Genomic DNA, 24,032 nt, shown 5'->3' on the forward strand with positions numbered 1-24,032 from the left:
GGGACGGTCAGGGTCTGCTGCTGGTACTCGGTGGCGGTGGTGCCGTTGCCGCCGAGCCAGAGCTTCCAGGTGCCGGTGTGGGCGGGGCGTCCGGCGTTGTTGGTGATGGGGCCGGTGGTGCCGGTCCAGCCGGTCTGGCCGGACTCGAAGCCGCCGTTGACGACGGCGTTGCTGCCCGGCGTGGGGGTGGGGGTCGGGGTCGGCGTGGGCGTCGGGGTGGGCGTCGTGCTGGAGCACCTGGCCGTGCCGGCGGGCACGTTGATGGCGCTGAACGCCTTCTCCACCGACGCGCAGGCCTGGCTCGAGGCGCCATACAGCTCGATCGCCGACTGGATGGCTCCCTCGCGGGCCGCCGTGTAGCGCGACGCGGAGGTGAGCTTGGTGGACAGCGTGCGGTACCAGATCTTCTCGATCTTGTCGTGGCCCGCGCCCGTCACGGTCGAGGAGTTGCAGGTCGGGCTGTTGTAGGAGACGCCGTTGATGCTCTTGGCGCCCGAGCCCTCCGAGGCGAGGTAGTACCAGTGGTTGAGCGGGCCGGACGTCAGGTGGGGGTCACCCGTGCCCTTGGCCGGCCAGCTGTTCATCGAGGAGTTCCAGCAGTCGTAGCTCTGGCCATCCTTGGACGGCTTGTCCATGTAGCGCAGCGGGGTGCCGTTGCCGTTGAGGTCGATCTGCTCGCCCATGAGGTAGTCAGGGCTGTCGGACGCCAGGTTGGCGTACCACTCCACGCCGGCGCCGAGGATGTCGGAGGACGCCTCGTTGAGGCCACCGGCGTCGCCGTAGTAGACGAGGCCGGCGGTGTTCTGCGTGACGCCGTGCGTCATCTCGTGGGCGGCGACGTCGAGCTCGGTGAGCGGGTTGGCGTTGCCGGCCCCATCGCCGTAGGTCATCTGGCTGCCGTCCCAGAAGGCGTTGGTGTAGTTGCTGTCGTAGTGGACCCGCGAGCGGGCACCACGACCGTCGTTCCAGATGCCGTTGCGGCCCATGGTCGTCTTGAAGTACTCGAAGGTCTTGTCGGCGCCGAACTGCGCGTCGACGGCGGCGCTCTGGCGGTTGCTGTTGGATCCGGTGCCCCAGCGGTCGTCGGCGTCCGTCATCGTCGTGCCGGTCGTCGTCGTGTTGCCCGAGTCCGTCGTGTAGTTGCCCGTCGAGGGGTTGCGCAGCGAGTAGGTGCCGCCGGAGTAGGTCGTCGACAGCGGGACGCCGCCGACGTAGATGCCGGTGCCGCTGCCCTGGTGGATCTCGTCGTACGACCGCAGGCTGGCCCCGGTGTCGGCGTCGACCAGGCTCGCGATGCGCGACGGGGTCTTGTCCTTCTCGACGCCCGTGGTGCGCACCTCGTAGGCGAGGTGCTGCGTGCCGGCGCCGTCGACGTAGAGGACCAGGCCGGTCTGCTTGACGGCCGCACCCGCCAGGCCCTTGTCGCCGTTGTGCTCCTTGGCCGCGGCGAGCGCCCTGGCCTCACCCTGGGCCTTGGACACCTTGGGCGACAGGTCGATCGTGATGGCGCCGTCGAAGGTGCCGTCGTGACCCGTGACCTTGCCGGACGCGTCGCGGTGGATGACCAGGTCGCCGCCGACGACGGGCACCTTCTTGTAGGTGCGGTCGACGCGGACGTGCGAGCTGCCGTCGGCGTCCTTGATGACGTCCTTGACGACGAACGCGTCGTCGGCGGACAGGCCGACGGCCTTGACGAGCGCGGCGGAGTCCGCCTGGGCGGCCTTGACGAGGCCTGCGCGGGTGTCGGCGGCGACGAAGACCGGGGCCTTGTCGTTGCCGCTGCCGCTCTGGTCGGCGGCCTGGGCGCCCGTGACGACCAGGGGCATGGCGGCCGTGGCGCACGCGATCGCGAACGCAGCTCCGATGGTGATTCGCTTCATGAGATGGCTCCTGCGGGTACGCGGCAGCGCCGAGCAGAGCGCTGCCGAGGGGGACCGGAGGTGGGGGACGTGAGCTGTCCTGATGGGCCCGCCGACCGGTGCACGGAATCTCACACACCCTCGTTCGGGTGTAAATACCGGTGAGTCAAGTTGGGCCGAACGGGTGGCGCTTTGACCCACTTCAGGCCGATTACCCGGGAATGTGTGACATGGCGTTACATGTGGTCAGGTCATTACCAGGTCGCGTCCAGGCACCGGCACGCCCGCGCGAGGGCCGTGACGGCGGGCATGAGGAAGGGGCACCCTCGCCGGTCCGGCGAGGATGCCCCTGATGGTCCAGAGGGGGTGCGTTGCGATCTGCCGAGCTCAGTGGGCCTCGACGTTGGAGGTGACCCACTCGACGATCTCGGTGGTGGTGGCCCCAGGGGTGAAGACATAGGCCACGCCCATGTCCTTGAGCGGCTTGATGTCGTCCTCGGGGATGATGCCGCCGCCGAAGACCACGATGTCGGATGCCTCCTTGGCCTGCAGGAGGTCGATCACCTTCTTGAACAAGGTCATGTGGGCGCCGGACAGGACGGACAGACCGACACCGTCGGCATCCTCCTGGATCGCCGCCTCGACGATCTGCTCGGGGGTCTGGTGCAGGCCGGTGTAGACGACCTCCATGCCGGCGTCACGCAGCGCGCGAGCCACCACCTTTGCACCACGGTCGTGGCCGTCAAGACCCGGCTTGGCCACAAGGATTCGCAACCTGGACTCGCTCATGCCGCCAGCCTAGCCCAGGGGGACCCGCTCGGCACCGGCGGGGTGATGCGTGCCACGTGGCTGAGCCTGGACGTGGATCTGCGCAGGTCAGAGGGACCGCTTCACCCGTACGCCCGCATTGCGTAACGAAAACATCACGGGTTAGCCTGACTTGCCCCCTCGCCCGCCGATGTCAGGTAGCCCCGCATGCCCCTCCCCCCTCTGTCCGAGGTTGCGCACGTCCACGGCAGCTCCGGTCGGCACCGCGCGAGCGGCAGCACCCGTCCTCGCCCCCGCCTCGCCATGGCAGGAGCCGTCACGACCCTGACGGCCGTCGCCGTGGCCGTCACCGTCACCACCGTGGGTGGCGACGACGCCCGGACCGGGTCGGCGCAGGCCGCCTCTCGCGTCGCGGCGAGCGTGCCCGCCGCGGCCCCGGTCGCCCTGGCCCCCGCCGCCGTGGCCCCCGCACCGGCCGAGGACACCTCCTCGCTCCTCGCTCGGCGGTCCAGCCGGCTGGACCGCGCCGACCGCTCGGTCCGCACCGTCGCCGTCCCCCGCGCGCTCTACCGCTCCGCCACGACGCCGTCGACGGTGACCGTCCCCGCGGCGATCGCCGCTCCCCCGGCCGCGCCCGCGGCCGCCACCCCGGCCAAACCCGCTCCCCCTGCGTGGGTCGGCCCCATGGGCGGTCCCTACCGCCTGACCTCGCGCTTCGGCCCCCGCTGGGGTGGCGTCCACCACGGCCTGGACTTCGCGGCTCCGATCGGCACCCCCCTGCGCTCCCTGTCCACCGGCGTGATCACCGACGTCAAGACGGGGCACGGTGTCTACGGCACCTACATCGACGTGACGTTCACCGACGGGAGCCTGGCTCGATACGCCCACCTCAGCCGCGCCGACGTCGCGCTGGGCGCCAAGGTCGGTGCCGGCCAGACGATCGGGCTGTCCGGCAACAGCGGCCGCTCCACCGGACCGCACCTGCACCTCGAGATCCACCCGCACGGCGACCCGAACCTCAAGGACGCCGCCGACCCCGAGATCGAGCTCCGCAAGCGCAAGGTCGGCGTCTGACCCCGCGCTCCCAGCGCGAACCCGGCACACCACGCCGCCCCGCCGCGACGGCACGCGGCGTGCACAACTGCTGCATATCTGAGTGGTCGTTCCACGAATTCCGTTGTGCCGCAACAGCCCCATCCGCAGCGTCGGCCCGTTGTGCAGCAGCTGGTTGCGCCGCGGTGGACTACACCCATCCCTCCCAGCAGGGGAACGACCTGATAGCGCGACTGCTCACCGCTCAGGGCTTCGCCCCGCTGGGCTGAGCGAGCGCTGCCGCACGCCCCGGAGGTCTCGGGGTGCCGTCCGCCAAGAGCGCCCGGCCTTGGGGGGCCGTCGAGCGGGTCGTGTCGTGCCCGGGATCGGGTGGCAGACCGTTCGCTAGAGCTTCTCGAGCGGGGCGATCCCGAGCAGGAAGCGCTTGACGCCGGTGTCGCCGCCGAAGTCGACGGTCGCCATGGACTTGGGGCCGACGCCCTCCACGCGCACGACCGAGCCGAGGCCGAACGAGTCGTGGTTGACCCGGTCGCCCGCGGACAGGGACGGCACCGGCCTGGCCGGGCCGCGCGCCTGCCGCATGCCGCCCAGGCGAGCGACCGTCGGCGCCGAGGACCGCCCCATCAGGGCGGACTCGGTGCGCTGCCAGTCCAGCAGCTCGTCGGGGATCTCGTCGAGGAACCGCGAGGCGGGGTTGAACTGCGGCTGCCCCCAGGCGGATCGGACGGCGGCGCGGGACAGGTGCAGCCGCTCGCGGGCCCGCGTGATGCCGACGTAGGCCAGGCGCCGCTCCTCCTCGAGCTCCTTGCTGTCGCCCAGGGCGCGGCTGTGCGGGAAGGTGCCGTCCTCCATGCCGGTGAGGAAGACGACCGGGAACTCCAGGCCCTTGGCGGTGTGCAGGGTCATGAGGGTGACCACGCCGGAGCCGTCGTCCTCGTCCGGGATCTCGTCGGAGTCGGCGACCAGCGACACCTGCTCGAGGAAGTCGTCGAGCCCACCCTCGGGATAGGTCTCGTCGAACTCCCGTGCCACGGCGACGAGCTCGTTGAGGTTCTCGATGCGGGTCTCGTCCTGCGGGTCGTGGCTGGCCTGCAGCTCGGCGAGGTAGCCGGAGCGGTCCACGACCGCCTCGAGCAGCTCGCCGACGCCGCCTCCGGCGTCACGCACCTCGCGCAGCCCCTCGAGCAGCTTGGTGAAGCCCTTGATCGCCGTCACCGACCGGGTGGCGATCGCCGGCGCGTCCTCGGGGTGGCCCAGCGCCGCCACGAAGCTCGTGCGGTCCCGCTCGGCCAGCGCCGCCACGCACGCCTCGGCGCGGTCGCCGATGCCGCGCTTGGGGACGTTGAGGATCCGGCGCAGGTTGACGGTGTCCTCGGGGTTGGCGATCACCCGCAGGTAGGCGAGCGCGTCCTTGACCTCGCGGCGCTCGTAGAAGCGGGTGCCGCCGACCACCTTGTAGGGCAGGCCGACCCGCACGAACACCTCCTCGAGGGCACGGGACTGCGCGTTGGTGCGGTAGAAGACCGCGACGTCGCGCGGCTTGACCCCGTGCTCGTCGCCGAGCCGGTCGATGGACTGCGCGACGAAGGACGCCTCCTCGTGCTCGCTGTCCGCGACGTAGCCCACGATCGGCGCGCCGTCACCCTGGTCGGACCAGAGCGACTTCTTGCGCCGGTCGGGGTTCTTGGCGATGACGGCGTTGGCGGCCTGCAGGATCGTCTGGGTCGAGCGGTAGTTCTGCTCCAGCAGGATCGTGCGCGCCTGCGGGTAGTCCTGCTCGAACTCGACGATGTTGCGGATCGTGGCGCCGCGGAAGGCGTAGATCGACTGGTCCGCGTCGCCCACGACGACGAGCTCGGCCATCGGCAGCTCGCCCTCGACCGTCGGCCCGCCCGCGAGCTGCCGGACCAGCTCGTACTGCGCGTGGTTGGTGTCTTGGTACTCGTCCACCATGATGTGCCGGAACCGGCGGTGGTAGTGCTGCGCGATCTGCGGGAAGGCCTGCAGGATGTTGACCGTCGTCATGATCAGGTCGTCGAAGTCCATCGCGTTGGCCTGGCGCAGCCGGCGCTGGTAGTCGACGTAGGCCTCGCCGAGCAGGCGCTCCTGGTGGGTCGCGCTCTCCCCCAGGCGGTCTCGGTAGGTCTCCTCGTCGACCAGCTCGTTCTTGAGGTTGGACACCTGGTGGCTGAACGACCGCGGCGGGTAGCGCTTGGGGTCGAGGTCCATGTCCCGCAGCACCATCGCCATCAGGCGCTGGGAGTCGGCGGCGTCGTAGATCGAGAAGCTCGAGCTCAGCCCCACCGCCTTGGCCTCGCGGCGCAGGATCTTGACGCACGCCGAGTGGAAGGTCGACACCCACATCGCCTTGGCCCGCGGCCCGACGATGGCCTCGACGCGCTCGCGCATCTCGGCGGCCGCCTTGTTGGTGAAGGTGATCGCCATGATCTCGCCCGGCTGGGTCCCGCGCGCCGCCAGGAGGTAGGCGATGCGCTGCGTGAGGACGCGGGTCTTGCCCGAGCCGGCGCCGGCCACGATGAGCAGCGGCCCGCCCTCGTGGACGACGGCCTCGCGCTGCTGCGGGTTGAGGCCCGCCACGATCTGCTCGGGATCGCGCGAGGCGGCGAACGCGCCCCGTCCGGTGCCCCCGTGGAGGCCGGGCGCGGCGGCATACGACCCGTCGTCGACCGGAGGAGCGTCGGCGTCCGTCGGAGGCGGCACGTCGTCGGACAGCGCCCAGGCGGGCAGGCCGGACTCGTCGACGTCGCCGGAGGCCGCGGCCGGGCGCATCGCGGGGGTGGGAGGGGACATGGGCAGGTCGTCGAAGAGGGATTCCATCGCAGCGACAAGACTACGGCCCACCACTGACAGACCCTCGCCGGACGGGTCTCGGTGACGGGCCGACGCCGCCGAACCACGTAGGCTGTGCGGGTGCTGACCATGCAAGACGCCCTCCGCATCCTGTCCGACTACTGGACCCAGCGGGGCTGCCTCTCCGTGCAGCCCTTCAACACCGAGGTGGGAGCGGGGACGATGAACCCCGCGACCGTCCTGCGGGTCCTCGGACCGGAGCCCTGGGACGTCGCCTACGTCGAGCCCTCCGTGCGGCCCGACGACAGCCGGTATGGCGAGAACCCCAACCGCCTCCAGACGCACACGCAGTTCCAGGTCATCCTCAAGCCCGAGCCCGGCGACCCGCAGGAGCTCTACCTCGGGTCCCTCGAGGCGCTCGGGATCGACCTCGCCGCCCACGACGTGCGCTTCGTCGAGGACAACTGGGCGCAGCCCGCCATCGGCGCGTGGGGCCTCGGCTGGGAGGTGTGGCTGGACGGCATGGAGATCACCCAGTTCACCTACTTCCAGCAGGTGGGCGGGCAGAACCTCGACCCCATCCCCGTCGAGCTGACCTACGGCGTCGAGCGCATCCTCATGGCCGTGCAGGGCGTGACGCACTTCAAGGAGATCGCCTACGCCCGCAAGCCCTCCGGCGAGGTCATCACCTACGGCGAGGCCTTCGGCCAGTCCGAGTACGAGATGAGCCGCTACTACCTCGACGACGCGTCCGTCGAGACCAACCGCGCGCTCTACGACAGCTATGTCGCCGAGGCCACGCGCATGGTCGAGGCCCGCCTCCCGGTCCCCGCGCACTCCTACATCCTCAAGTCCTCGCACGCGTTCAACGTGCTCGACGCCCGCGGCGCCATCTCCACGACCGAGCGGGCGCGCGCCTTCGCCACGATGCGTCGGCTCATGCGCGACACCGCGGCCCTGTGGATCGAGCGTCGCGCCGAGCTGGGCCACCCGCTGATGCGGCCCCTCGAGGCCGCGGCGGACGCGCTGCCCACCGTGGACGAGTCCACGCTGCCGGCCGAGCCGCAGACCCTGGCGTTCGAGATCGGTGTCGAGGAGCTGCCGCCGCACGTCGTGCCCGCGACCATCGAGCAGGTCCGCGCCGCCCTCACCGAGCGCCTCGCGGCGACCCGGCTGGAGCACGGCGCCATACGGGTCGACGGCACCCCCCGGCGCATCGTCGCCGTCATCGAGTCCGTGGCCGCCCGGGAGCCGGACACCGAGCAGGTCCGCAAGGGCCCCAAGTGGCAGGCCGCGTATGACGCCGCGGGCAACCCCACCAAGGCGCTCGAGGGATTCGCCCGGGGCCAGAAGGTCTCGGTCGACCAGGTCCAGCGCCTGGAGGTGCAGGGCGCCGAGCACGCGTGCGTCGTGGTCGAGCAGCCCGGCCGCACCGTCATGGACGTCCTGACCCCGCTGCTCGCCGAGGTCGTGACGGGGCTGCGCGCCGAGAAGAACATGCGCTGGTCCGACCCCTCCCTGTCCTTCTCCCGCGCGATCCGCTGGCTGGTGGCGCTGTGGGGCGAGACCGTCGTGCCCGTCCAGGTGTCCGAGGTCGTCGCCGGGCGCGAGACCTACCTGCAGCGCACGACCGGTGGTGCCGAGCGCCAGGAGCGTCGCGACGGCGTCCTGCTGGGCCACGTCGACGTGCCCTCGTCCGACGAGCTCCTGCCCACCATCGCCCGCGGCGCCATCGTGCTGGACACCCAGGCGCGCCGCGCCGCCGTCGTCGAGCAGGCCGAGGCGCTGGCCACCCGCGCCGGCGGCCGCGTCGACGTAGCCGCCGAGGCGTCCCTGGTCGACCAGATCACCAACCTCGTTGAGGAGCCGCACGGCGTGCTCGGCGACTTCGACGAGCGCTACCTCGACCTGCCGGCGCAGATCCTGACGACGGTCATGCGCAAGCACCAGCGCTACCTGCCCGTGCTGGATGCCTCGGGGGACCTGCTGCCGCACTTCGTCACGATGGCCAACGGCCTGTGCGACGACGCCACCGTCAAGGCCGGCAACGAGTCGGTCATCCGGGCGCGCTACGAGGACGCCCTGTTCTTCTGGAACGCCGACCTGCAGACCGACTCCGTCGAGTCCTTCGTGCCCGGCCTGGACCAGCTGACCTTCGAGGACCGGCTCGGCTCCGTCGGGCAGCGCGCCCGCCGCATCGCCGACGTCGCTGGCGCCCTCGCCGACCAGGTCCGCCTCAGCGCCGCCGACCGCGAGACCCTCACGCGCGCAGGCGCTCTCGCCAAGTACGACCTCGCCACCCAGATGGTCACCGAGATGACCTCCCTGGCCGGCTTCGTCGCCCGCGAGTATGCCGTCCGCACCGGCGAGCCCCAAGCCGTGGCGGACGCGCTCTACGAGACCGAGCAGCCCAAGACCAGCGCCGACGCCCTGCCCGCGTCCGTGCCCGGCGCCCTGCTGGCTCTCGGCGACCGCTTCGACCTGCTTATGGCGATGTTCGCCATCGGCGCCAAGCCCACCGGGTCCTCCGACCCCTTCGGCCTGCGCCGCGCCGCCCTCGGCGTCGTGCGGATCCTGCGCGACCAGGGCCCCGTCGGCCAGGCGCTCGCCGACCTGTCCATCCGCTCCGGGCTCGAGGCCGCCGCGGTCCGGCTGCGGTCCCAGGGCGTCGAGGTGTCCGACGAGTCCGTCGACGCCGCGCTGGAGTTCACGGTCGGGCGCTATGCCCAGCTGCTGCGCGACGAGGGCACCTCGGTGCACCTCATCGACGCCGTCCTGCCCGGTGCCGCCACCCCCGGCGAGGCCACCACGGCGCTCGCCCAGGCCGAGGCGCTGCGCGGCGACGAGGGATTCCGGTCGATCGTGGCGTCCCTGCAGCGCATCGGGCGGATCGTGCCAGACGGCACCGCGACGGCATACGACGCCTCCCGGCTCACCGAGCCGGCCGAGGTCGAGCTGCGCGAGGCCCTCGAGGGCCTGCCCGAGGGGTCGAGCGCCGACCTCGAGACCTTCGCGACGCAGGGCAAGGCGCTGGTCGACCCGGTGGCGCGGTTCTTCGACGACATCCTGGTCATGGCCGAGGACCCCGAGGTGCGGGCCGCCCGGCTGGGGCTGCTGGCCTCGGTCCGCGCCGCGGCGCCGCGCCAGGTCGACTGGTCCGCGCTGTCGACGGCCCTGGCCTGACCTGACCCGCCCCACCCGAACCCCCTGACCCGAGATCGTGAGGGTTTCCTCGAAGAAGTTGGGGGAAACCCTCACGATCTTTTGGGAGGGTGGGCCGTATGCCGCAGCTGATCGCCCCGACCACCCGTCTGCACCGCTCCTGGCTGGCATCGCTCGACGAGTGGGGACCGGGCGTCCACCAGGACGGGGCCTCGCTCCCGGCTGACGTCCCTGCGCTCCGCAGCGCAGCGGGCTTCGCAGACTGGGTGGAGCAGCTGCTGCTGCAGGCCGACCCGACGTCCGAGCGTCCCCACGGCTACGTGCCGGCCACCACCTTGTGGGTCGCGGACGATGACAGCTACCTCGGCGCGATCCAGCTCCGTCACACGCTCAACCCGCACCTGCTCGAGGTCGGCGGCCACGTGGGCTACGGCATACGGCCGTCGGCCCGCGGGCGCGGGCTGGCCACCTGGGCGCTCGGTGAGGTCCTCCCCCGGGCCCGGCGGCTCGACCTCGACAGCATCCTCGTGACCTGCGACGACACCAACCTGGCGTCGGCCGCGGTCATCGAGCGCAACGGCGGCGAGCTGGAGGACGTGCGCGAGCACGCGCCGGGGGCGCGCCAGCGCCGCTACTGGATCGCGCTGTGACGAGGCGCGCGTGCGAACCCCGGCGGATGTTCCTACTTCAGGTAGGAACATCCGCCTGGCATGCGAACCCCGGCTGATGTGCCTACCTGAGGTAGGTCCGGCGGCCTGGGGGACGAAGGCCGGTCGATGCATCCGCCCCCGGTAGGGTTTGGCCATGACGAGCCTGACCGCCTCAGCCCTGATCGTCCCCGAGCCCGGTGACTCCGGCGTGCTCCGCGTCGAGGAGCGCGAGGTCCCCGACCCCGGTCCCGGCCAGGCCCGCGTCACGGTCGCGGCCAGCGGGGTCAACTTCATCGACACCTACCAGCGCGGCGGGGTCTATCCCGTCGAGACGCCGTTCGTGCTCGGCATGGAGGGCGCGGGCACCGTCGAGTCCGTCGGCGAGGGCGTCACCGAGGTCGCGCCCGGCGACCGCGTCGCCTGGGCCATGCAGCTCGGCAGCGCCGCCTCCGTCGCCACCGTCCCCGCCGCCAGCCTCGTCCCGGTGCCCGACGGCGTCGAGCTCGACGTCGCCGCAGCCGCGATGCTGCAGGCGATGACGGCCCACTTCCTGGTCAACGACACCTATCCCTGCACCGCCGAGACGGTCGCGCTGGTCCACGCGGCGGCGGGCGGCGTCGGGCAGCTGCTCGTCCAGCTGCTCAAGGCCAAGGGCGCGACGGTCGTCGCGACCGCCGGCAGCGAGGACAAGCTCGCCATCGCCCGCGACCGCGGCGCCGACCACGTCATCAACTACCGCGAGCACGACACCGCCGACAGCCTCGCGAGCGCCGTCAAGGAGGCGGCCGGGCGTGGTGTCGACGTGGCCTACGACGGCGTCGGGCAGGCGACCTTCGACGCGTCCATGGCGAGCCTGCGGCCCCGGGGCCTGCTCGTGCTCTTCGGCGCCGCCAGCGGCCCGGTCCCCCCGCTCGACCCGCAGCGGCTCAACCAGGGTGGCTCGCTCTACCTCACCCGCCCCACCCTCGCCCACTACATCGCCGGCAGGGACGAGCTGCTCGCCCGGTCGGGCGAGGTCCTCGACCTGATCGCGGACGGCTCCCTCGACATCGCCATCGACTCCCGGCACCCGCTCACCGACGCCCGCGCTGCCTACGACGCCCTCGAGGGCCGGCGCACCTCCGGCAAGGTCCTGCTCGTCCCGTGACCGACATCGAGCCCGCGGCCGCCCGGCCCACGACCCCCGCCGCACCCTCCGCGGCCACCCCACCCACCATCCGGCCCGCCACCGTCGACGACGTCCCCGCCCTGCACCGCCTCGTCCGCGACCTCGCGGCCTACGAGCGGCAGAGCGACGCGGTCACCGCCACGTCCCACGACCTGCAGGCGGCGCTTTTCCCCGACCACGGTGACCCGGCCGTCCACGCCGACGTGGCCGAGGTCGACGGCGAGGTCGTCGGGCTGGCCGTGTGGTTCCTGACCTTCTCGACGTGGACGGGGCGGCACGGCATCTGGCTCGAGGACCTCTTCGTCGAGCCGGAGCACCGCGGAGCCGGCCTCGGGCGCATGCTCCTCGAGGGCCTCGCCGCGCGGGCCGTGGAGCGGGGCTACACCCGGGTCGAGTGGACCGTCCTGGACTGGAACGCCCCTGCCATCCGGTTCTACCGCTCCCTCGGCGCCGAGCCGCTCGAGGAGTGGCGGACGCAACGACTCCACGGGGACGCCCTCGCCAGGGTCGCCCGGCGCGCCGAGCAGCGCGCGTGACCGTCGACCAGCTCCTCCTGTCGATCCCACCGCTCGCGGTCTACCTCGTCGTCGCGCTCGTCATCTCATTGGAGTCCATGGGCGTCCCCCTGCCCGGTGAGGTCACGCTCGTCGCGGCCGCGCTGCTGTCGGCCCACCACGAGCTCGACGTCAGCCCGCTGTGGGTGGCCGTCGCCGGCTCCGCGGGCGCGATCATGGGCGACTCGATCGGCTACGGCATTGGTCACCACTTCGGCCAGCGGCTGCTCGTCTGGTTGCGGCGACGGTTCCCGCGCCACTTCGGCGCCAAGGAGATCGCCTATGCCGAAGCCGTCTTCGCCCGGCACGGCATGTGGGCCGTGTTCTTCGGCCGCTTCGTGGCGCTCCTGCGGATCTTCGCCGGTCCGCTGTCCGGCGTCCTGCGGCTGCCCTACCACCGGTTCCTGCCCGCCAACGCTCTCGGCGGCATCCTCTGGGCGTTCGGCACGACCTACGGCGTCTACCTCCTCGGCACCGTCGCCGAGCACTGGCTCAAGACCTTTGCGTGGGCAGGGCTCGCCGCCTTCCTGGTCGGAGGGCTGCTCGCCTCGACGCTCCTCGGTCGTAGCGTGCGCCGCGCCGTCGACCACTTCTCCGAGCACCATCCGGAGGCCGTGGCCGCCGTGGAGGCCCAGGGCTGAGCCGACGTCAAGGTCAGACCGGCAGAGCACCGAGCGCCGGTATGACGGACGGCCCGGCCTCCAGCGGGGTCACCGCGAGGAGGCCGGGCCGTCGGCATACGGTCCAGGCAGCCAAGAGCAGGGGCTGCGATCAGTGGGGCAGGGTGTAGGCCACGATCAGGTTGACCACCACGAGAGCAGCCGCGGCGTGCAGCAGGGCGGGCTTGGCCTCCCCGCGGCGGCCACGGGCGTGCGAGATCTCGGTCAGCGCCACGACACCGAGCATGACCAGCAGCTTGATGCCGATGAACATGTGGGGCGCGTTGCCCTCCATCTCCTCGAGGACGACGAGCGCCAGGCCGGACAGGAGCTGCAGCCGAGCGCCCCACGCCATGAGCTTGGTGGCGGCGCCGGGCTCGATGCTCTGGACGTAGCCGAAGACGAGCAGCGCGAGCGTGAGGTAGTGCAGGACGAGGAGTGCGAGGGTCATGGCCCGGATTCTACGGTGCCGGCGTCACCCGGCGAGGACGGCCAGCAGCGCGCCGAGCATGAGCGGTGGACCGAGGGCCAGGTGGTCCCGGCGGCCCGCCCGACGCGTCACCAGCAGCGCCGCCGCCACCACCCCACCCAGCGCGAAGCCCGCCCACAGGCCCAGCAGGACCTGCGACCAGCCGAGCTGAGCCAGGACCGCCGCCAGCAGGCCGGCGAGCTTGACGTCCCCGAGGCCCAGCCCCTGGCGCGGCGCGGTCAGCCACAGCAGACCTCCGATGAGGAGGACGACGACGACCGCCATCGCCGAGCGCAGCAGCGCCTCGCCGTCTCGGGTGACCGCGGCAACGGCCGTCAGCGCGACGGCCAGGACGGGATAGAGCGGCAGCTGCAGCGCGTCGGGCAGCCGGTGGACGTCCAGGTCGATCGCCGCCAGCGCCACCATGAGCCAGGCGAGGGGCACCACGACGACCGCGAGCGGGGCCCGGTCGTGGGCGCAGAGCTGCCACCAGGCGAGAGCCGGGAGCGCGACGGACGCGGGCCGCACCCAGCGTGAGGCCCGGGGCCGCCGGACCAGGTCCCTGTCTCGGCGATAGGTCCCCGCCCGCAGCCACGCGTCCAGGCGGTGCCCCACGAGCAGACCCAGGACGGCCACGAGCACGATCCCGCTCCCCTGCATGCCCTCCTCCTCACGGACGTCCTCGTCGAGCCGTCGAGCCGTCGCACGGTCGCCCCGACACGACGACCGGCTCACCTGGCGCGACCACCTGACGATAGGCCAGGTCGGCACCGGCGTGCGTCGCGTCGTCCACAGGCGGTTTCGCCGTTAGGGCGTGGCCGCCGATGCCGTCTCGTTACCCTGGACCGGGCGTTCGTCCTGCCCGCGCCCCTGCCCCCATCCCTGTCGCCCCGCCCCGCCCCGTTGGAGGTTCTCCCCCGTGCCGCTGCCCGCCCGTCGACGCATCATGCTGGTCGAGCTGCCGCCCGCCGGCGGCCTCTTCCAGTTCGCCGTGCAGCTGGGCGAGGGCTTCGCCCGCCGCGGCCAGTCCGTGCGCGTGGTGACCGGCCCCTCCCCCGAGCTCGCGTCGCGCGAGCAGGGCTGCACCGTCGAGGCGATCCTGCCGACCTGGCACCCGACCGCCGGGGCGGACGCCCCCGAGCTGTGGCGCAAGGCCCGCCGCGTCGTCCGGGCCGGTCAGCACCACGCCGCGTGGGTGCGCCTCCTGCTCGAGATCCGTCGCAGCCGGCCCGACGTGGTCCTGTGGTCGGCCTGGCGCTTCCCGGTGGACGGCTGGGGCGTGGTCGCGGCGCGACGCCTCGCCCCCCGGGCCACCCTCGGGATCGTGGCGCACGAGCCGCGTCCGCTCGTCGAGCAGCCCGGCCAGGACGGTCTCTACAACGACAGCGGGCCCACCTACCAGGCCCTGCGCGCCGCCTACGCGACCGTCGACGTCGTCTACGTCCTCGGCGAGAGCGCCCGCCGGGTGGTCCTTGAGACCTGGCCGGTGACCGGCCCGGTCCGCGTGATCCCGCACGGCGACGAGGACGTCTTCCGCACCGACACCCCCACGAGCGCCGCCTCCACGGCCCCCCACCTGGTGTTCTTCGGCACCGTCACCGGCTACAAGGGCCTCGAGGACGTCCTCGAGGTCTGGCCCCGGGTGCGCGAGCAGGTGCCCGACGCGACCTTCACCATCGCCGGGTCGGTCAGCGCCGACGTCGATGCGGACGCCCTGCGCCGCCGGGTCGCCGGCCTGCCCGGCGTGGAGCTGCGCGACGGCTACGTCGCGGTCGAGGACGTCCCGGGGATCCTGGAGCGGGCGCGGGCGGTGGTCCTGCCCTATCGCCGGGCCAGCCAGAGCGGGGTCGCGCACCTCGCCCACACCTTCGCGCGGCCGGCGGTCGCGACGGCGGTGGGCGACATACCGGCCGTGGTCCAGGACGGGCGCACCGGCCTCGTCGTCCCGCCCGCGGACGCCGACCGGCTCGCCGACGGCATCGTCACCCTGCTGCGCGACCCCGGCCTCGCGGCCCGGCTCGGCGACGCCGGCCGGGCGGGCCTGGCCGGCGGCGCCTCGTGGGACGACGTGGCCGCGACCCTGCTCGACGGCCTCCCGGACCCGCGATGAGCGAGCACGTCACCGACGAGCACCACCCGCCGCCCGAGGAGGAGTCCCGCTCCACGCCCGCCCGTCGGGTCGGCGCCAGCACCGTCTGGAACGTCCTGCAGTACGGCGGCAGCAAGCTCGTCACCTTCGTCTCCACCGTCGTCCTGGCCCGTCTGCTAGCCCCGGACGCCTTCGGCCTGGTGGCCCTCGCGCTGCTCGCGATCAACATCTTCGACCGGCTCAAGGACCTCGGCGTCGGCACCGCGCTCGTGCAGCACTCCGGGTCGTGGCGACGCATCGCCCCCACGGGCGCCGCGCTCACGCTGGTCCTGGCGCTGGGCTTCGGGCTGCTCTGTCTCGTCACGGCGCCCTGGCTCGCCGCCCTGCTGGGCAACGACGCCCTCGTCCCGCTCATCCAGGCCCTGTCCGTGTCGATGCTGCTGCAGGGCCTCGCCGTCTTCCCCGACGCCGCGCTGCGCCGCCACCTGGCCTTCAAGGAGCGCACGCTGCCCGAGCTGGGCGGCGCGTTGGTCAAGGCGGCCGTCTCGATCTCCATGGCGCTCGCGGGCGCCGGGGCGTGGAGCCTGGTCTGGGGCCAGGTCGCCGCCACCGCCACGATGGCCGTCCTCTACTGGCTCGTCTACCTGCGGCTGACACGCAGGGCCCGTATGGCGAGCGCGGAGCCCACCGCCTCCCCCCTCACCGAGCCGGCCGACCGCCACCTCGGCTGGGACCGCCCGGTGGCGGGCGAGCTGCTGCGCTTCGGCGGCTCGCTGTCGCTGCTCGCCCTGCTGGCCCTGGTCATCGACAACCTCGACTACTTCAGCATCGGTCGACGCCTCGGCGAGACCGAGCTCGGCTACTACACGATGGCCTTCCGCCTGCCCGAGCTGGTCGTCATCGGGGTGTGCGTTGTCGTCGGCCAGGTGCTGTTCAGCTCGTTCTCACGGCTGCAGGACGACCGCGAGGCGCTGCGCGAGCACTACCTGCGGGCCATCGCCGCCGTCGCCACCCTCACCGTCCCCGCCGGGCTCGGCCTGGCCGCGGCGGCCGGTCCCGTCGTCGAGACGGTCTTCGGCGACCAGTACGTCCTGTCCGAGCCCATCCTGGTCGTGCTCGGCTGCTACTCCGCGGTCTACGCCCTGGGCTTCCACTCCGGCGAGGTCTACAAGGCCACCGGGCACGCCGGTCTGCTCAACACCCTGGCCCTCGCCCAGGTCGCGGTCTTCGCGCCCGTCCTGTGGATCGCGGCCGGACGCTCCACCCTCGCCGTGGCCGTGGCCTTCCTCGCGTGCCACGTGCTGTTCACCCTGCTGCGCTTCGTCGTCACCGACCGCGTCCTCGGCATCCCCGTCGCGTCCCAGCTGCGGGCGGTCGCCCCGGCCACGCTGAGCGCCCTGGTCATGGCGGGAGCCGTCACGCTCGTCGACCGGTTCGTCCCGCTGCAGCAGCCCTTCCTCCTGCTCGTCCTCGAGGTGGTGGTGGGCGCCCTGGTCTACGTCGGTGCCCTCGCCCTCGTCGACCGGCAGGCCCTGCCCCGCGTCACCCGCCTGCTGCGACCCGGAGGTGCCTCGTGAGAGTGCTGCACGTCCTCGACTCCTTCAGCTTCGGCGGGGCGGAGAACCTCGTCGTCGAGCTGGCCCGGCACGTGTCCGCCGACCACGCGGCCGGCCAGGACCTCCACCTGGACCTCGCCGTCGCCAGCCTCGGTCCGGCCGGCCGCGAGGGCAAGGACGCCATGCTCGACCGCTTCCAGGCCCTCGGGCTCGCCCCCACCTATCTCGGGGTGCGGCGCCTGCTGGACCCGATCGGCGTCATCCGGCTGGCCCGGACCCTGCGCGCCAGCAGCGCCGACGTCGTCCACGCCCACCTGGGCTACTCCGCGACCCTCGTGCCGCTGGCCGCCCGCCTCGCCGGGGTCCCCTGCGTCGCGACCCTGCACCTCGTGCCGCAGCTCGGGTCCCGCGCCGACCGGGTCAAGGAGGGTCTGTCGGTCCTCGTCCCGGCCACCCTCGGGCGGCTCGTCCTCGTCTCCCAGGCAGCATATGACGGCTACGCCCGCCACTACGGACCGGCCACCGCCAGCTGGCGGTGCATCCCCAACGGCATCGACGTGGACCGCTACTCCACGGCGCGGCGGCGGCTCCCCCAGGACGTCCCGGTCCCCGACGGCGCGCCCGTCTGGGCGGTCGTGGCGGCCCTGCGCGAGCCCAAGGGGCACGTGCCGCTCGTCGAGGCCTGGGCCAGGGTCGTCGAGCAGCATCCCGACGCCCACCTGCTCGTCGTGGGCGAGGGAACGCACCGACCGGCGATCGAGGCGCGCGTGCGCGAGCTCGGCCTCGAGCGGCGCGTCCACCTCCTGGGGCGGCGCGAGGACGTCCCCGACCTGCTGGCCGGGGTCGACGGGGTCGTGTCCGCCTCGTTCACCGAGGCGCTGCCCACCTCGCTCGTCGAGGCCGCCGCGTGCGGCCTGCCCGTGGTGGCCACCGACGCCGGCGGCACCCGCGACGTCGTGCTCGACGGCGAGACCGGACAGGTGGTCCCCGTCGGCGACGTCCCCGCCCTCGCGCGCGAGCTGTCCCGGCTGTTGTCCGACCCCGGCGCCCGCGCGGCCTACGGCGAGGCCGCGCGGCGTCGCGCCGAGCAGACCTTCTCCATGCAGACCTGGACCCGCGCCCTGCACGACCTCTACGCCGAGCTCATCGACCCGTCCCGCACGGAACCCAAGGAGAACGCATGACCACCGACACCACCCGCAGCCGCGGGCTCGGCCGCCTGCTGCCCGCCCTCGTCGCGGGCCTGCTCGCCGCCCTCGTCGTGGGTGGCTTCCTCCTGTCCCGCCCGGGCACCTACACCTCGACGATGGACGTCGTCGTCGTGCCGCAGAAGGTCGCCAGCGCCAACGACAGCGCCGCGCTCTTCGACAGCCTGAGCCGGGGCCAGGTCATCGCCACCGCGGCCGAGGTCTACTCCCAGAAGCGGTGGCTCCCCGAGGGCTCGAAGGTCGAGGTCACGGCCGGCAACGTCGCGCCGAGCGCCGTCGTCACGGTCCGGGCCGCGGGCAGCGACCCCGGCCAGGTGACCTCCGCGCTCGAGCGGGTCGTCGCGTCGGCCACCCCCGAGATCGGCAAGGTGCTCGCGCCCTACACGGTCACCACCCTCAGCACCGAGCCCTCCACCCCCGAGTCGGGTGGCCTGTCCACCCCGCTCAAGCTCGTGGTCGCCCTGCTGGCCGGCCTGCTCACGGCCATCCTCGCCGCGGGCGCCGGCTCGACGCTCAGCCGTCGCCGGGCCGGCTGACGAGACCTGAACAGACAGACCTCAGACGACAGCCGACAGACGACAGACGACATGACCCCCGCCACCCTCGAGCGCTCCCGCAGCGCGGACGTCGACCAGCCGCGAGCCGCGCTGCCGTCGTCCGCCGCCGCCACGCTGCTGCTCGCGGGGATGGTCGCCGTCGAGTTCTCCGGCGCCTCGGGGGTGCTCGAGGGGCGGGTGCCCGTGTCGCCGTTCCTCGCCCTGCTCGCGCTCGGCCTGCTCGTCGTGGTGGGGCGATGCCTCGTCCAGCGCGTGGCCGTCCCCTGGGCCACGGTGGGCGCGGTCTCGGCATACGTGCTGGCCACGGCCCTGTCCAGCCAGCTGGCCGACCTCGACGGCGTGGCCTTCCTGCGGACCGGCGTCGAGCCGGACTGGGGCTCGGCGGCGGTGCTGGGGGTGCTCAAGGAGCTGGTCTTCGTCGTGGTCGTGTGCCTGCTGGCGAGCGGCCTTCGGCGCTGGTGGCTGGTCGCCGCGGCGATGGTCCTGCCCATGGCGGCGATCTGCCTGCTCGGTGCCCTCAACGAGTGGGTGCTCGGCAACACGGCGACCTTCGGGGGCTTCGAGACCGTCACGACGGCCGAGGGGGTGGGCGTCGTCACCAAGCGGCACGCCGGTCCGCTGCCGGACGCCAACTTCTGGGGGCGCTTCCTGGTCCTCGGCCTCCCGTTCGCGCTGGCGCTGGTCCAGGAGTGCCTGCAGCGAGGGCGCCGGCTGCTCGCGCTCGTGCCCCTCGGCTGCCTCGGCGCGCTGCTCGTCGGCGTCTACCTCACCGGCTCGCGCGGGACCATGCTCGCCGCCCTGGTGGGCGCCGGCCTCTACCTCCTCCTGTGCGGCCTGGACCGCAGGGTCCTCGCCGCCGGCGCCGTGGTCGTGGTGCCGCTGCTGCTCGTCCTGCCCGGCGTCGGGAGCCGGCTGCTCTCGATGCTGGGGGTGGCCGAGTCCGGCCAGCTCGCCGCGGTCGACGGCTCGGTGCGCGAGCGCATCGCCACCCAGACCGTCGCGACCAAGATGATCCAGGACAACCCGCTGACGGGGGTCGGTCCCGGCGGCTACTTCGCGCGCTTCCCCGACTACGCCTCAGCGACCGACCTGCACCTCGAGCGGATCGTCGCCCCGCACAACCTCTACCTCGGGCTGTGGGCCGAGATCGGGCTCGTCGGGCTGCTGGCCTTCCTGTCGATCCTCGCCGTGGCGCTGTGGCAGGCGGGCTGGGTGCTGCGCGCCCTCCCGTCCCTGCCGTCCGCGGACGCCGCGCGCCTGCGGCCCTACGCCGCCGCCTGCGTCGCCGGGCTGCTCGCCTGGTGCGCCGCGAGCGTCTTCCTGCACCTCACCTACGCCCGCATCGTCTATCTCGTGGTGGCGCTCGCCGCCGCCCTCGCCACCCAGGCCCGGGCCCTCGGGGCCCACCGGGTGCCCCGTCCGCACCGGCACCGCACCCCGGCGTATGCCGTCCCCCTGGCCGCTGCCGGGGCCGCCCTCGCCGCGCTGGTGGTGACCTCGCTGCCGCAGCCCGCCCACGCCCACGTCGTCGGCTACCTCGAGCCGCAGTCGTCCAGCGCCTACCTGCTGTCCCTGCGCACCCGCGAGGTCACCGCACCGACCTATGCCGTCCTGACGTCCGTCGCCTCCGGCCGCACCGTCGACGCCCAGGGCGACCCCGCCTCCGGCCTCGTCTCCGTGTCCGCGGAGGCCGAGACGCCGGAGCAGGCCGACCGGCTGGCCCGCGACGCCACCGCCGCCGGGGACGCCGCCGTGCGACGGGCCGGCCTCGACACCCTCTTTCGCACCCGCTGGGGCACCGTCACCACCTGGCGCGAGACCCCGGGCCGGTCGGAGGTGGCCGCCGCCATGACGATCGGGGCGGTCCTCGGTGCGGCCCTCGCCCACGCCCGGACGATCCTGGCGGCGGTGCGTCCTCGGCGACGTCCTGACCACCCTGACCACCCTCAGCGCCCCCGGCACCCCCATCGACCTACGGAGCAGCCATGACCCCGGCACGCGCACCGATGACCGTCGTCCACGTCATCCACTCCCTCGGCGCCGGTGGCGCCGAGAGCGTCCTGGTCGAGCTGGCCCGCACCGCGCGCGAGGCCGGGCTGCGCATCGTCGTCGTCGGCCTGTCCGACGCCGAGGACGACCGCGCGGCGCACCGGCTCGCCGAGGCGGGGGCGACGGTCTACCAGCTCCACGCCGGTCGCTACGACCTCCGGGCGGTGCGCCGGGTCGCCGCGATCGCCCGCCGCGAGGGCGCCGACGTCATCCACACCCACCTCAAGCACGCCGACCTCGTGGGCGGCCTCGCCGCGCGGCTGGTCGGCGTGCCCGCCGTCTCCACCCTGCACGTCATCGAGGCCGACCCCCAGGGCGCGGCCCACCGCGCCCGGGTGCGGGCCGCCGTGGCCGCGCGCGCCACGATGTTCGACCGCGTCGTGGCCCTGTCGGAGGCGCAGCGCGAGTGGTACTCGGCCTTCCGCTCCTCCACCCCCGTCGTGCTCGTGCCCAACGGCGTGCGCGAGCCCTCCCCCTCGGGCACGGGGTCGGCGGTGCGCCGCGAGCTCGGCGTCGACGACGACACCGTCCTCGGCGTGACCGTGTCGCTCATGCGCCCCGAGAAGGGCCACGCGGTCGCGCTGGACGCGGTCCGCCTCCTCCCCGCGGAGCTGCCGTTCGTCCTCGCGCTCGCAGGTGACGGTCCCCTGCTCGACGAGGTCCGCGCCGAGGTCGAGCGCGACCCCTTGCTGCGGGACCGCGTGCGGGTCCTGGGCTTCCGCTCCGACGTGGACGCCCTGCTGCACGCGGCCGACCTCGTCGTCCACCCCAGCCACGAGGACGCCCTGCCTACCTCACTGATCTCGGCGCTCGCGACCAGCACGGCCGTCGTGGCGACGCGGGTCGGCGGCATCCCCGACATCGTGGGCGACGACGCGGGGCTCCTCGTGCCGGTCGGTGACCCCGCCGCCCTCGCCGACGCCATCACCGCGCTGACCCGTGACCCGCACCGCCGCGAGGCGTGCGGCCGGGCCGGACGCGCCCGCCACGACACCACCTTCGCGGCGACGGTCTGGGTGGATCGCCTGCGCTCGCTCTACGCCCAGCTCGTCACCCCGCCCACGGAGTCGCTCCACGACGGCCCCGTGACCTCCGTCGCCGTGGTCAGCGCCGTGGCGCCATACCCCTCCGACAGCGGCAAGGCCATGGTGATCGCCGGGTTCCTGCGGCACCTGCGCTCCCGGCTGCCGGCCGAGGACATCCACTATCTGCACGTCGGCGCGCCACTGCGGCGCACCGCCGAGTTCGAGGGCGTCCAGGTGCACGAGATGGGCCGGCCGAGCCGCACGGACCAGCTGGTGGGGCTCGTGCGCGGCGTGCTCCTGCGCCGGCAGAGCCTGCAGGAGGCCTTCCTCGGCAGCCCGCGGGTCGCCGCCACCGTCCAGCAGACGCTGGTCGACCTCGACCCCGACCTCGAGATCATCGACACCGTCCGCATGGAGCAGCACGTGGCCGGCCGCCGGTTCCGCGGGCGCCGGGTGCTCTACCTCGACGACCTGTTCAGCGTGCGCTACACCCGCATGCTCGAGGTCCTGCGGGACAAGCGGATCGACACGGACTTCGACCCGCTGGGTCAGTTCTCGCACAACGTCCCCAGCCGCCTGCACTGGCTCACCCGCGCGCCCCTCACCCGCGAGGCCCTGCTGCGCTTCGAGCGGGGTCGGGTCGCGCGCTCGGAGCGCCGGGCCGCGCGCGCCAACCCCACGTCCGTGCTGCTCAACGCCGAGGAGGCCCGCCACCTGCGCGCGGAGACCGGCGCAGCGGTGGTGGCGGTGCCCCCGTCGATCCCCGGGCTCGACGAGACGTCGCACCAGCCGGACCGGTGGGACGGCCGGCCCGAGTTCGCCTTCGTCGGGCTGCTGTCGCTCGCGCACAACCACGACGGTCTCGGGTGGTTCCTGCGCGAGGGCATGGACGAGCTGCTCGCCCTCCAGCCCGACGCCCGGCTGCACGTCATCGGCCGCGACGCCGACGAGTCCCTGCTGGCCGACGCCGCCCGGCACGGCGACCGGGTGGTCGCGCACGGCTTCGTCCCCGACCTGGACGAGGCCCTGTCGCGGATGTGCGCCCTGGTCAACCCCTTGCGCTTCGGCTCCGGCATCAAGATCAAGACGCTCGACGGGCTCGCCCGCGGCCTCCCGGTCGTCAGCACCCCGGTGGCCGCGGAGGGGATCGCCACACAGAGCCGCCCGGGCCTGACCGTGGTGCCCGACGCCGTCGAGGCGGCGCGGGCGCTGGCCGCACTCGTCGACCCGGCCGTCCGATCTCGCGAGGCGCAGGGCGCCCACGCGCTCTACGCCGAGCGGTACGCCGACCCCGTGGTGGCCGCGGCCTACGACGAGGTGTTCGGCACCGCGCGGGAGGACTGACCCCGACGGGCCTCGGCGCGCTCGAGCGCCCGGCCCACCTGCTCCAGCAGGGCCTCCACGTGCACCTCCGGGGCGTATGCCGTCCGCGCCGTCGCACGCGCCGACTCCCGGATGTCCGCGGCCTCGGCGGCGTGCGCGGGGTCCAGGCACCAGCGCAGCGTCTCGCCCAGCGCCGCCGCGTCCCCGGCCGGCACGACGAACCCCGTGACGCCCTGCTCGACGTGCTCGCGGACCCCGAGGGTGTCGGTGACCACGGTGAGCTTGCCCAGGGCCATCGCGTCGAGCAGCACCATGATCCCCGGCGCGCAGTCGTCCCGGTGCTCGAGGGCGACGACGACGACGCAGGCGCGGCGCAGGTCCCGGCGGAACGCCGGGGGGTCGACCTCGGTGCGCACGTGCACGTTGGCCGGCACGGGCACGCCCTGCGGCAGCCCGCCCGGCACGGTGGCGATGACGACCTCGGTGCCCTCGGGCAGGTCGGCGGCGCAGCCGAGCAGCGGGCGGTAGTCGCGGGCCGTGCGGCCGCCGCTGAACACCGGGCCGTCGTGGCGGATCTCGGGCTCGGCGCCCGCGGGACCGTCGGAGCGCTGCGGGCTGCTGGTCAGGCCGGGAGCGCCGGCCAGGTCGTCCGGGCCCAGGCCGTGGTGCCACGGGACGCTCACGACCCGGTCCCCCGGGACCCGGTGGATGCGACTGAACTGGTCGCGCCCCTCGCGGGTCAGGGCCACGAAGGTCGTCCGCGGCCCCGCCATCGCCCGCACCCCGGCGCGCGTGACCAGCTCCACGAGGCGGCCCGGACCGAGCTTCCACGAGCAGTCGACGACGAGCACCTCGGGTCCGCGTCGCGTGCGGGCGAGGATCGCGGTCGCGACCTTGTCCACCCGGCTCGTGCCGTCGAGCACCAGGACACCGCTCGTGCGGGCCGCGGCCAGGACGCGCAGGAGGCGGACCGGGTCCCCCGGCCGGTCGTCGGTGAGGCAACGGGTGCGCTCGACCCAGCGGGGGCGGAGGCGATAGTCCATCGTCGTGCTCGTTCTCACGCCCACGAGTG

At 73.5% G+C, this 24,032-nt stretch carries 18 protein-coding genes; 12 read left to right on the forward strand and 6 right to left on the reverse strand.

What is annotated here, in order from left to right; all coding sequences use genetic code 11:
• Together K313_RS0116150 and K313_RS0116155 are read right to left on the reverse strand one after the other, a co-directional pair.
• The coding region (locus tag K313_RS0116150) for a M4 family metallopeptidase (protein ID WP_029212490.1) at window positions 1-1,880 on the reverse strand (1,880 nt) is incomplete at its 3' end.
• Window positions 1,881-2,246: 366 nt separating this feature from the next.
• On the reverse strand, window positions 2,247-2,648 hold the full coding sequence (locus K313_RS0116155) for a coenzyme B12-dependent isobutyryl CoA mutase small subunit (RefSeq protein WP_034253744.1): 402 nt from the start codon (window positions 2,646-2,648) through the stop codon (window positions 2,247-2,249).
• A gap of 186 nt (window positions 2,649-2,834) precedes the next feature.
• Here K313_RS0116155 and K313_RS22630 point away from each other — a divergent pair, with 186 nt between their 5' ends.
• Window positions 2,835-3,701 carry a M23 family metallopeptidase gene (locus tag K313_RS22630; RefSeq protein WP_029212492.1) on the forward strand — a complete coding sequence of 289 codons (867 nt, stop codon included), beginning with the start codon at window positions 2,835-2,837 and terminating at the stop codon, window positions 3,699-3,701.
• A gap of 363 nt (window positions 3,702-4,064) precedes the next feature.
• Here the strand turns inward: K313_RS22630 and pcrA are convergent, their stop codons facing one another.
• Window positions 4,065-6,518, reverse strand: coding sequence for a DNA helicase PcrA (gene pcrA / locus K313_RS0116165; protein ID WP_029212493.1), 2,454 nt, complete (start codon window positions 6,516-6,518; stop codon window positions 4,065-4,067).
• A 102-nt stretch (window positions 6,519-6,620) separates the two neighbouring features.
• Between pcrA and K313_RS0116170 the strand changes: the two genes are divergently transcribed.
• From K313_RS0116170 to K313_RS0116190, 5 genes are all read left to right on the forward strand, one after another.
• A complete protein-coding gene (locus K313_RS0116170) occupies window positions 6,621-9,674 on the forward strand; it encodes a glycine--tRNA ligase (protein WP_240483999.1) in 3,054 nt (1,017 codons plus the stop codon).
• Between the two features lie 98 nt (window positions 9,675-9,772).
• Entirely contained in the window at window positions 9,773-10,303 is a 531-nt protein-coding gene (locus K313_RS0116175) for a GNAT family N-acetyltransferase (protein WP_029212495.1), read from the forward strand.
• Window positions 10,304-10,457: 154 nt separating this feature from the next.
• Entirely contained in the window at window positions 10,458-11,450 is a 993-nt protein-coding gene (locus K313_RS0116180; RefSeq protein WP_029212496.1) for a quinone oxidoreductase family protein, read from the forward strand.
• Window positions 11,451-11,518: 68 nt separating this feature from the next.
• On the forward strand, window positions 11,519-12,007 hold the full coding sequence (locus tag K313_RS0116185; RefSeq protein ID WP_029212497.1) for a GNAT family N-acetyltransferase: 489 nt from the start codon (window positions 11,519-11,521) through the stop codon (window positions 12,005-12,007).
• Window positions 12,004-12,666: a DedA family protein gene (locus tag K313_RS0116190; protein WP_029212498.1), complete on the forward strand. Its 663-nt coding sequence runs from the start codon at window positions 12,004-12,006 to the stop codon at window positions 12,664-12,666. Before K313_RS0116185 ends, K313_RS0116190 begins: the two co-directional genes overlap by 4 nt.
• 130 nt (window positions 12,667-12,796) lie before the next feature.
• Here K313_RS0116190 and K313_RS0116195 read toward each other — a convergent pair whose 3' ends face one another.
• Window positions 12,797-13,135: a hypothetical protein gene (locus K313_RS0116195; RefSeq protein WP_019285573.1), complete on the reverse strand. Its 339-nt coding sequence runs from the start codon at window positions 13,133-13,135 to the stop codon at window positions 12,797-12,799.
• A gap of 24 nt (window positions 13,136-13,159) precedes the next feature.
• Window positions 13,160-13,813 (reverse strand): prepilin peptidase, encoded by a 654-nt coding sequence (locus K313_RS22635; RefSeq protein ID WP_156911430.1) that lies wholly within the window; start codon window positions 13,811-13,813, stop codon window positions 13,160-13,162.
• A 259-nt stretch (window positions 13,814-14,072) separates the two neighbouring features.
• Here K313_RS22635 and K313_RS0116205 point away from each other — a divergent pair, with 259 nt between their 5' ends.
• The 6 genes from K313_RS0116205 to K313_RS22640 are packed head-to-tail and all read left to right on the forward strand — an operon-like array spanning window position 14,073 to window position 22,981.
• Window positions 14,073-15,263 (forward strand): glycosyltransferase family 4 protein, encoded by a 1,191-nt coding sequence (locus tag K313_RS0116205; RefSeq protein WP_051274181.1) that lies wholly within the window; start codon window positions 14,073-14,075, stop codon window positions 15,261-15,263.
• Window positions 15,260-16,819: a lipopolysaccharide biosynthesis protein gene (locus K313_RS21455; protein ID WP_029212501.1), complete on the forward strand. Its 1,560-nt coding sequence runs from the start codon at window positions 15,260-15,262 to the stop codon at window positions 16,817-16,819. The genes K313_RS0116205 and K313_RS21455 overlap by 4 nt, the downstream gene beginning before the upstream one ends.
• Window positions 16,816-17,982, forward strand: a complete 1,167-nt coding sequence (locus tag K313_RS0116215) for a glycosyltransferase (protein ID WP_205621892.1) — start codon at window positions 16,816-16,818, stop codon at window positions 17,980-17,982. The genes K313_RS21455 and K313_RS0116215 overlap by 4 nt, the downstream gene beginning before the upstream one ends.
• The gene (locus tag K313_RS0116220) at window positions 17,979-18,542 is read left to right on the forward strand and encodes a hypothetical protein (protein WP_019285568.1); all 564 of its coding nucleotides are present in this window, start codon (window positions 17,979-17,981) and stop codon (window positions 18,540-18,542) included. Before K313_RS0116215 ends, K313_RS0116220 begins: the two co-directional genes overlap by 4 nt.
• Before the next feature lie 51 nt (window positions 18,543-18,593).
• Entirely contained in the window at window positions 18,594-20,552 is a 1,959-nt protein-coding gene (locus tag K313_RS0116225; protein WP_029212503.1) for an O-antigen ligase family protein, read from the forward strand.
• Window positions 20,549-22,981, forward strand: a complete 2,433-nt coding sequence (locus K313_RS22640) for a glycosyltransferase (RefSeq protein ID WP_084412942.1) — start codon at window positions 20,549-20,551, stop codon at window positions 22,979-22,981. The genes K313_RS0116225 and K313_RS22640 overlap by 4 nt, the downstream gene beginning before the upstream one ends.
• Here the strand turns inward: K313_RS22640 and K313_RS0116235 are convergent.
• Window positions 22,945-24,003, reverse strand: coding sequence for a glycosyltransferase (locus K313_RS0116235; protein ID WP_029212505.1), 1,059 nt, complete (start codon window positions 24,001-24,003; stop codon window positions 22,945-22,947). The genes K313_RS22640 and K313_RS0116235 overlap by 37 nt on opposite strands.
• Window positions 24,004-24,032: the final 29 nt, after the last annotated feature.

Source organism: Arsenicicoccus bolidensis DSM 15745, assembly GCF_000426385.1.
GTDB classification, from domain to species: Bacteria; Actinomycetota; Actinomycetes; order Actinomycetales; family Dermatophilaceae; genus Arsenicicoccus; species Arsenicicoccus bolidensis.

Bases quoted from the DNA above. Each gene is read 5' to 3' on its own strand.
- K313_RS22630 (WP_029212492.1), top strand. From the start codon at position 2,835: ATGCCCCTCCCCCCTCTGTCCGAGGTTGCGCACGTCCACGGCAGCTCC.
- K313_RS0116180 (WP_029212496.1), top strand. From the start codon at position 10,458: ATGACGAGCCTGACCGCCTCAGCCCTGATCGTCCCCGAGCCCGGTGAC.
- K313_RS22640 (WP_084412942.1), top strand. From the start codon at position 20,549: ATGACCCCGGCACGCGCACCGATGACCGTCGTCCACGTCATCCACTCC.
- K313_RS0116195 (WP_019285573.1), bottom strand. From the start codon at position 13,135: ATGACCCTCGCACTCCTCGTCCTGCACTACCTCACGCTCGCGCTGCTC.
- K313_RS0116175 (WP_029212495.1), top strand. From the start codon at position 9,773: ATGCCGCAGCTGATCGCCCCGACCACCCGTCTGCACCGCTCCTGGCTG.
- K313_RS22635 (WP_156911430.1), bottom strand. From the start codon at position 13,813: ATGCAGGGGAGCGGGATCGTGCTCGTGGCCGTCCTGGGTCTGCTCGTG.
- pcrA (WP_029212493.1), bottom strand. From the start codon at position 6,518: ATGGAATCCCTCTTCGACGACCTGCCCATGTCCCCTCCCACCCCCGCG.
- K313_RS0116155 (WP_034253744.1), bottom strand. From the start codon at position 2,648: ATGAGCGAGTCCAGGTTGCGAATCCTTGTGGCCAAGCCGGGTCTTGAC.
- K313_RS0116225 (WP_029212503.1), top strand. From the start codon at position 18,594: ATGACCCCCGCCACCCTCGAGCGCTCCCGCAGCGCGGACGTCGACCAG.
- K313_RS0116170 (WP_240483999.1), top strand. From the start codon at position 6,621: ATGCAAGACGCCCTCCGCATCCTGTCCGACTACTGGACCCAGCGGGGC.
- K313_RS0116220 (WP_019285568.1), top strand. From the start codon at position 17,979: ATGACCACCGACACCACCCGCAGCCGCGGGCTCGGCCGCCTGCTGCCC.
- K313_RS21455 (WP_029212501.1), top strand. From the start codon at position 15,260: ATGAGCGAGCACGTCACCGACGAGCACCACCCGCCGCCCGAGGAGGAG.
- K313_RS0116235 (WP_029212505.1), bottom strand. From the start codon at position 24,003: ATGGACTATCGCCTCCGCCCCCGCTGGGTCGAGCGCACCCGTTGCCTC.